The sequence below is a fragment of the Helicobacter labacensis genome (assembly GCF_003660285.1).
GTDB lineage: Bacteria > Campylobacterota > Campylobacteria > Campylobacterales > Helicobacteraceae > Helicobacter > Helicobacter labacensis.
This window is the reverse complement of sequence record NZ_QXQQ01000022.1, coordinates 21,121-28,837: the sequence shown is the minus strand read 5'-3', so window position 1 is coordinate 28,837 and position 7,717 is coordinate 21,121. Positions and strand designations below refer to the sequence as shown.

Sequence of the window (7,717 nt, the reverse complement as noted above, 5' to 3'; positions counted from 1 at the left end):
GTTCATGACAACATGCTAGCATGAACAAACTTAAGAATATATAAATTTTTTATAGAGAATTATAGAATTTTATAGGGTTTAAGTTGCTGTTGGTTGCCCCTCCAACTCGGCGCGCTCTGGGGGGATTGTTTATCCCATTGTGGCTAATATCCCCCCCTTAGTGGGGAGTTTGCCAGACAAAGAACCCCAAAAGCTGGGCGCTTATTTGATATGGGTAGGGATTGCCACCACCTGTATCACCTCTTCTATGTTTTTCACCGCGCTAGCCCCCAACTTGCTAGCGATGGAAACGGCATTAAAAAGCAATGTGCCTGAAATCTCTTGGTTGGGCTGGTTTTTAGCCTTTTTGCCCGCAGGGATGGTGCTCTTTTTGCTCACCCCTTATTTGGCTTACTACCTCTGTAAGCCCACGCTCAAAGGCTCTAAAGAAGCCTGTTTATTAGCATGGGGGCTGGCATCTCTGGGATCAATGTGCAAGAACTAGCCCTATTTTTAATGTTGAGCTTAGGACTGATGGGCATTTTAACCCCCTATGGCACGGGACCCTCTTTAGTGTGGTATGGTAGCCACTATATCCAAGGCGCACAATTTTGGAAGCTAGGATTTGTCTTTGGATTGTTGAATTTAACGGCTCTCTTGGTGCTGTGTGTGCCGTGGGTGGAGTTGGTAGCGCACCGCTGGTTTTAAGCGTGGCGCATTATTTAATCGCCAGCGTATGCTGGCGAGTATTCTTTAAGTATTCTTTAAGTATTCTTTAAGTATTCTTTAAGTATTCTTTAAGTATTCTTTAAGTATTCTTTAAGTATTCTTTAAGTATTCTTTGCATGCCTTTAAAAACTAAAAACCAAATGGAGGTTAGCATGGCAGAAAATAAAAGCGACAATAGCGCGTTGGTTGCTGGGACAGGTGCAGCAGCTGGAGCAGCTGGAGCTGTGGGTGCGGTAGCAGCTAGTGGGACTGTTGCTGGGCTAGGCGCAACGGGGATCACAAGCGGTCTAGCAGCCGTGGGCTCGGTTGTAGGTGGAGGTATGGCTGCTGGTTTGGGCGTGGTAGCTGCCGCCCCCGTGCTTGGTGCAGCCGCCGCTTATGGCATCTATAAAGCCTGTAGTAGTGATGATGAAGAATAGGGAGGTCTGACATGCCTATTATGCAAAATGGAAAGTCTGATTGTATCACGCCTGCAGATTTGCCCATTGGCAAGCCAAGCACGGGCAGTGTGATAGGAACAACGATCGCCGTTGCAGCAGCTGCCTATGGAATTTACAAAGCTTGTAGTAGCAATGAGAAAAAAGAGGAAAGCGAATAATAGAGCCTTGTAGCTTGAGAGCGCGCCTTATGGATGAAAAAGTTTAGGAGAGTCTGATCAAAACGGGATGATCCGCGTATTCTCCTAGCGGGCTATCCACACCCGGGTTTTGATCTTTAAAAGCTATTTTCAAAAATGGCACGCTCTAGCCTTTATTGTTGGATTTATTAGCCGCCCCGTAGGCGAATTTGACATAAATGGCTAGACTGATGAGCAAGAGAGACACCCCCCCAGTTAAATAGACAGCATAGAGAAGTTTACTAGGTTCGCTAATACTAAACTTGAGCACTAGCATTAAGGCTTCAATGGCTAGGGCGATGATGATCGAGCCTAGAAAACGAATCATGGTGCGGTGGATAGCATGGTGGTTATCTCCGCTATTTTTCCCCAAAACTTCTTCTTCAAAGATCACCTTGACTAAATCAATGGTGGCTAAAGCTAAAGTGAGCAAGACAATGGGGTGGAAGACTTCTTTGACATCAAAATTATTAAAGTGGATGAGCGCGTCATAGAGGGTAGAAATGCTTTTAACAAAGAGCAATAGGGCGACCAAGCCCAGCATGAAAGAAATGGAAAAATACATCACCACACTACCCTCTGCAAAGAGCTTATAATGCTTGGAAGAGGAGCTTAAGGCGATTGCCACCTTAATAGGGATATGCATGCACACCACACAAAAGAGTTCGTTTTGGCTGTTGTAGATGGGGTAGGCGGCTGTAACCACCAAACTGCGGTTGTGGTGGGTGGGGTAGGGGTTGGTTAAGATACAACGCCCCTCTACGATGGCTTCATGGAAGCAGTCGTGTTCGGGGGAGTTTTGCCCAAAAGTGCTTTTCACCACCCCCTTTTCGTCTATTAAATTCCCATTGGCATCCAAGATAAAGAGATCTTCTTTAATACGCACCTCTTGTTTGATACGCGCCATCGCGATTCGAATGTATCGAAGTGTGGGGGTTTTGAGATAATTTTTAATATTTTGGGTTAAAAGATAGGAAACATAGGCATAGAGCTCGTTTTTGACTTTGATGTATTCGCTGATGTCTTTAGATAGCATGGCTACTCTTTTTTGGGGTTGTGGATCTGGGTTTCTAAGGTTTGTAAGCTCTTTTGGTAAAGCTTGTTGAGCGTTTCTATGAGCGCGTCATTATAGCGCATCTCATCGCTAGGATGGGTGTTAGGATCGCTATCTAAAGGGTTAGCCCGCCACACGGGTTCTAGCACCTCTATACGCGCCTTTAGCCCGCATGGAAAAGCTTGCGCGCACTCTAGTGCTACAGTGCTTTGGGCGTGTAGCATGCGCAAAACCCGCACCGGATCAACATATTCATTCCCGCTAGCCTTGAGCATGGCTTTTGTTTCTTTGAGAGTGGGAGGAGTGGATTTAAAGGCTAGGCGCACACTAACCTTCAGGTGCGCTTTAGGGGCGTTAGGTGCTTGGGTGTAACCCAAGTGGGCTAATAAAGCGGGGATGTCTTTTTGCAAGGCTTTGGTGTATTGGTGTTGGTAGTAGGGGGGTATGAAATCTTGCAAAAAGCTAACTTGGGGGGCTTGCAAGAGCAAATGCGCCTTGGGGGGGACCTGGGCTAGGGGGCTTTTATAGTGCAGAGTTAAAGTAGGGCGGCTAAAAACCCCATGCGTGCACCCCATACCCAGCAGGGCTAATAGCAGACCTATAACAAAACGCATGCACTCTCCTAAGACGCGTTATTTTAACCTGCCCTGATCTAGGGCGCAAATTTGGCTGGCAATTTTTAAACTCTCTTGGTTGTGCGCGATCACAACTACGATGCGATTTTCTCTAAGTTCTGCGATAGTTTGGTAAATGCCTGCTTGGGTGTGGCTATCTAGGGCTGAGGTGGCTTCATCAAAGATCAGCACGCTAGCGTTACGGTAGAGCGCGCGCGCGATGGCGATTCGCTGGCGTTGCCCCCCGCTTAAATTCGCTCCAAATTCTTCTAATTGCGCCTGCAAACCCCCCATGGCTTGCACGAAGTCCAGCGCTTGGGCGCGTTGTAAACAATCTAGCACGGCTTGCGCATCGATCTCTAACCCATAGGCGACATTCTCAGCTACACTCCCGCTAAAAATAAACACCTTTTGGGTAACAATGCCAATTTGATCGCGCAAACTCTTTTGTTGCAAAGAGGCAATAGGCATGCCATTGATCTCAATGTCCCCGCTGCTGGGTTCATAAAGGCGTAAAATGAGATTGACTAGAGAGCTTTTGCCACTCCCACTCTTGCCCTTTAGGGCGATGATTTGATCTTTGTGCCACTCTAGACAAATATCTTGCAGGGCAAAAGGCGCGCCCTGTGTACCATAGGTGAGATGGACATGCTTAAAGGTGATGCGCTCGATGGGTTTGTCCAGTATCTGCGTGCCATCTGTTAGGGGGCTAACCCTCTCTAGCACTTCATGGATACGCTCCCCAGCTACTAAAGCCTCTTGAAAACTCGCTAGGATACGCACCAAGCGTTTTAAGGGCGTATATAGCATGAATAACGCCGTGATGAAAGAGAAAAACGCTCCCACGCTCATGTCCCCAGCGATCACTTCCCTGCCTCCCGAATAGATCACTAAAGCGATGAGCAAAGAACCCAAAAACTCCATGAAAGGCGAAGAAATTTCGGCGTATTTGATGCTCTTCAAACTAACATGAAAAAAAGCGTCGTTTTCTTTTTGGAAAGCGCGCAATTCTAGAGCCTCCCCATTGGAGGTCTTGATCACCTCTACACTATGGAAAATCTCGGACAATCTGGCGGTCATGCGCGCGTTAGTTTCTTGGTTTTCTTTGGAAAGTTTTTTGACTTTTTTGATGATCTTGCTCAAAGGGATGGCTGCTAAGAGTAAAAAAAGCAACCAAAAAGCTAGTTTAGGACTTTGGTAGATCACAACCCCAATGAGCCCGATGATGGTTAAACCCTCGCGTATGGATTCGGCTAGGTAATTGGACAAACTAGCGCGCACAAGCGCGATGTCATTGGTGATCCGCGCGATGAGCTCGCCCTTTTTGGTGCGGTTAAAAAAACCTAGCTCCATTTCTAGTAGGCGTTCTAGCATGCGCTGGCGCAACCGCTTGATGATGTCTAACCCGATGTAGTTAGTGAAATAGGTTTGGATATAAATCCCCCCACTCTTGCCCAAATAGGCTAAGATCACCAAAAAGGGCAAAATGGTGAGCATGTGGGTGTCTTTTTTAATGAAGATGTCATCTAGAGTCGGCTTGACCAAATAAGTCCCCCAAGCCGTGCTAGCAGCCACCACCAAAGAGGCGATCAACACCAGCGCAAAATGCCCGTAATGCCCTCTTAAATAGGGAGCAAAACGCCTAAAAAAGAGTTTCAAACCCTAGCCTAGCGTGTAGCCCGCATCTAAGATCGCCTCGCCAATAGCCTCTTGGCTGGCGGGGGGCTCAAATTCTACACGCACTTGTTTAGTAGCGACATTGACATCAATGTGCTTGACTCCCTCAATCTCGCCTACAAAGCGTTCGATTTTATCCACGCAGTGATCGCATGTGATCTCTGGGACTACTAATTTAACTTCCATGGCGCGCTTGATTTTAAGATGGACTTTTTTAAGTCTTTGGGCGTTGAGCACCACGCTAAGGCTACTCAAACTCATCGCCAAACTAGCCAGCATGGGACTTAGCATGATCCCTGCCTTAAAAGCCACCCCACAGGCTAGAGGGATGGCGATGGCGTTGTAGCCAAAAGCCCAAAAGAGATTTTGCTTGATGTTTTTGATTGTGGCTTGACTCAATCTAATGGCGTTCTCCACCGCCACAATTTCATTATTAAAACTCACGATGTCAGCCACTTCTAGGCTGGCATCACTCCCGCTAGCCATCACTAAACCCACATCGCTACGCGCCAAACAAGGCGCATCATTCAAGCCATCGCCCACCATCATCACGATCTCATCTTGCGCTTTGAGTTCTTCGATCTTGGCTAGTTTGATCTCAGGGCTAGCTTGCCCGATGCGCGCGTCTAGGGGAATCTCTAAGGCTTGCACATTTTCTTGTGTGTCGCCACTAAGGAGCATGCTCTTAAGCCCTAAAGTCTTCAGACGCTCCAAATCCTCTTTAGCATGGGCTTTGAGTCGATCTTGCAAGACAAACGCGCCCAAGATGTGATCAACTCGCCCCTCTATGCCCACAAACACCCAAGTCCCGGGTAAACTTTGCACAAAAGGGCTGGGGGTATTAAAAAACTCCAAACTCCCCACTTTGATGATCGCCCCCTCTATGCATGCGCGCATCCCCCGCCCCAAGAACGCGCGTCCCTGCGTGGCTTCTTTTAACACCACATCTTGATCCTTAGCGTAAGCCACAATGCCTTGGGCTAGCACATGTTCGCTCAAAGCCTCCACGCTCGCCCCTAAGATCAACACTTCTTGGGGCGCGATCTCAGGGATGGCTAGGATGTGTTGCACTTGGGGTTGCCCTAGGGTGATCGTGCCTGTTTTGTCAAAGACAACATAACTCACCAAGCGCGCTTTTTCCAACGCCTGCGCGTCTTTGAAAAACAAGCCTAAATGACTCGCCTCTTTATGCGCCACCAACAAGGACATGGGCGTTGCTAATCCCAACGCGCAAGGACAAGAGATCACCAGCACGCTAATAAACACCTCTAGGGCGCGTGCAAAATCCCCCAAAACCAGCCACACCAAAAAGGCACAACTAGCAATCCCAATCACAGCGGGCACAAACACCCCAGCCACTTTGTCTGCTAGGCGCGCGATTTGTGCCTTAGAGCCTTGTGCGTTGCGCACTTGCTGGGCTATCTTTTGTAACGCGCTCTGCGCGCTGGTGTGCATGGCTTTTAGGCAAAAAGTGCCCGTGGTGTTTAGCGTGCCTGAAAACACTAATGCCCCCTTGGTCTTATAAACGGGCACACTCTCCCCGGTGAGCATGGATTCATCAATTTCGCTCTCCCCCTCCACCACCACGCCATCTACTGGGATCACGCTTCCAGGCACAATCTGCAAGACATCACCCACCTGCACGCGCTCGATTAACACCTCCACTATACCCTCCTCCTCTACCCTCAATGCGCTCTGGGGTTGTTTGCCTAGTAACCCCTCCATCGCGTCTAGTGCCTTTTGTTTAGAAGCGCTCTCCAAGCGTTTACCCAGCATGACAAACACCAAGATCACACACGCGCTCTCAAAGTAATACCCCGTGTGCGCGCCCTGAAAGGCTTTGCCCAATAAAAAGAGGCTGTAGAGAAACGCGCTACTGGTACCTAGCGCGATCAAGCTATCCATATTGGGCTGACGCTCCCATAGGGCTTTAAACCCCTTGGTGTAAAAACCCTTGAGCGCGCGCATCACCACAAGAGTGAGTAAGGCTTGTAGGAAGCCACTAATGAAGGGTTCACGCAAAATATCGGGGAGCAAAATAGGCAAATGCGCGCCCAACATAGAGAGATAGAGCACGCCCACAGTCGCGCTAATGGCGATCCATAAAGGGGATTTTTGGGTTTTTGGGGGGGTTAGACTCTCTTTAGGGCTGTAGCCTAGCTTGGTGATGATCTGAAAAATATCCTCCAAGCTAGCATGGGTGCTATCAAAGACCACCACCGCGCTTTTAGAGAGCAAATCCACGCGCACCTCTTGGATAAAACTCTTGCGCTCTAGGGCGCGTTCAATCCCACTTGAACATGCGTTACAGGTCATGCCTTCAATGTAAAAACGCACCTGTTGCATTAACTTTTCCGTTTGAACAAGATTTTGCCCATCACAAAGAGCCAGCGCACAATGCCGTAGCACAGATAGGAAAACATAAAGCCACTCAACACCTCAAGGGGTTTGATAAACATGAGCAACAAGAAAAGCAATAAGAGCACAAAGAGTTTTAGATTCCAGCGCACTTTCTTAAAGTTGGGGTAGCGGATATTACTCACCATCATCACCCCTAAAAATACAATGTAGGCTAGCATCAAATAGCCATGCTCGACCTTGAATAAGCCGTATTTGTGATCGAGTAAAATCACGAGCACCACCAAAACCGCGCCCGTGGGAATGGGGATACCAATAAAGGAATAGGGGTCGGTGGTTTGGGTGGTTACATTAAAACGCGCCAAGCGAATCGCCCCAAAGATCACAAAGAGCGCACAAACTGCCATGCCCCAACGCCCATAAGCTTGCCCGATATAAAAGTAGGCGATAATACTAGGGGTAGCTCCAAAGGCGATCACATCGGCTAAAGAGTCAAACTCTAGCCCAAACTTGCTCGTGGTGTTGGTCAAGCGCGCTACACGCCCATCTAGCCCATCTAGCACCAAGCACACCACCACAAACCAACACGCCAGCACAAAACTCCCCCTAGCCGCGTAAAAAACCCCCATCATCCCTAAAAAAATGCTGCTAGCAGTGAAAAGATTGGGGAAAAGATACAGAGGTTTCATG

The 7,717-nt window shown here is 48.3% G+C and carries 7 protein-coding genes and 1 pseudogene; 3 read left to right on the top strand and 5 right to left on the bottom strand.

The window, feature by feature from the left end; translation table 11 throughout:
• Positions 1 to 97 precede the first annotated feature (97 nt).
• The 3 genes and pseudogenes from EAO33_RS06920 to EAO33_RS09100 form a co-directional block, all read left to right on the top strand.
• Positions 98 to 687: pseudogene (locus EAO33_RS06920) on the top strand (anion permease); the annotation flags it as partial.
• A 173-nt stretch (positions 688 to 860) separates the two neighbouring features.
• Positions 861 to 1,127: a hypothetical protein gene (locus EAO33_RS06915; protein ID WP_205589529.1), complete on the top strand. Its 267-nt coding sequence runs from the start codon at positions 861 to 863 to the stop codon at positions 1,125 to 1,127.
• Between the two features lie 11 nt (positions 1,128 to 1,138).
• Positions 1,139 to 1,306, top strand: coding sequence for a hypothetical protein (locus tag EAO33_RS09100; protein ID WP_162982231.1), 168 nt, complete (start codon positions 1,139 to 1,141; stop codon positions 1,304 to 1,306).
• Between the two features lie 145 nt (positions 1,307 to 1,451).
• Here the strand turns inward: EAO33_RS09100 and EAO33_RS06910 are convergent, their stop codons facing one another.
• The 5 genes from EAO33_RS06910 to pssA are packed head-to-tail and all read right to left on the bottom strand — an operon-like array spanning position 1,452 to position 7,716.
• Positions 1,452 to 2,360, bottom strand: coding sequence for a PDC sensor domain-containing protein (locus EAO33_RS06910; RefSeq protein ID WP_120946033.1), 909 nt, complete (start codon positions 2,358 to 2,360; stop codon positions 1,452 to 1,454).
• Between the two features lie 2 nt (positions 2,361 to 2,362).
• Positions 2,363 to 2,992, bottom strand: coding sequence for a hypothetical protein (locus tag EAO33_RS06905; protein ID WP_120946032.1), 630 nt, complete (start codon positions 2,990 to 2,992; stop codon positions 2,363 to 2,365).
• Positions 2,993 to 3,010: 18 nt separating this feature from the next.
• Complete coding sequence (locus tag EAO33_RS06900; protein ID WP_120946031.1) at positions 3,011 to 4,651, bottom strand: ABC transporter ATP-binding protein; 1,641 nt, start codon at positions 4,649 to 4,651, stop codon at positions 3,011 to 3,013.
• 3 nt (positions 4,652 to 4,654) lie between these two features.
• Entirely contained in the window at positions 4,655 to 7,015 is a 2,361-nt protein-coding gene (locus EAO33_RS06895; RefSeq protein WP_162982230.1) for a copper-translocating P-type ATPase, read from the bottom strand.
• Positions 7,015 to 7,716: a CDP-diacylglycerol--serine O-phosphatidyltransferase gene (gene pssA / locus EAO33_RS06890; RefSeq protein WP_407920473.1), complete on the bottom strand. Its 702-nt coding sequence runs from the start codon at positions 7,714 to 7,716 to the stop codon at positions 7,015 to 7,017. The genes EAO33_RS06895 and pssA overlap by 1 nt, the downstream gene beginning before the upstream one ends.
• Position 7,717: the final 1 nt, after the last annotated feature.

Excerpts from the sequence above, each read along its gene's own strand:
- EAO33_RS06915 (WP_205589529.1), top strand. The coding sequence starts at position 861 with ATGGCAGAAAATAAAAGCGACAATAGCGCGTTGGTTGCTGGGACAGGT.
- EAO33_RS09100 (WP_162982231.1), top strand. The coding sequence starts at position 1,139 with ATGCCTATTATGCAAAATGGAAAGTCTGATTGTATCACGCCTGCAGAT.
- EAO33_RS06910 (WP_120946033.1), bottom strand. The coding sequence starts at position 2,360 with ATGCTATCTAAAGACATCAGCGAATACATCAAAGTCAAAAACGAGCTC.
- EAO33_RS06895 (WP_162982230.1), bottom strand. The coding sequence starts at position 7,015 with ATGCAACAGGTGCGTTTTTACATTGAAGGCATGACCTGTAACGCATGT.
- EAO33_RS06905 (WP_120946032.1), bottom strand. The coding sequence starts at position 2,992 with ATGCGTTTTGTTATAGGTCTGCTATTAGCCCTGCTGGGTATGGGGTGC.
- pssA (WP_407920473.1), bottom strand. The coding sequence starts at position 7,716 with ATGAAACCTCTGTATCTTTTCCCCAATCTTTTCACTGCTAGCAGCATT.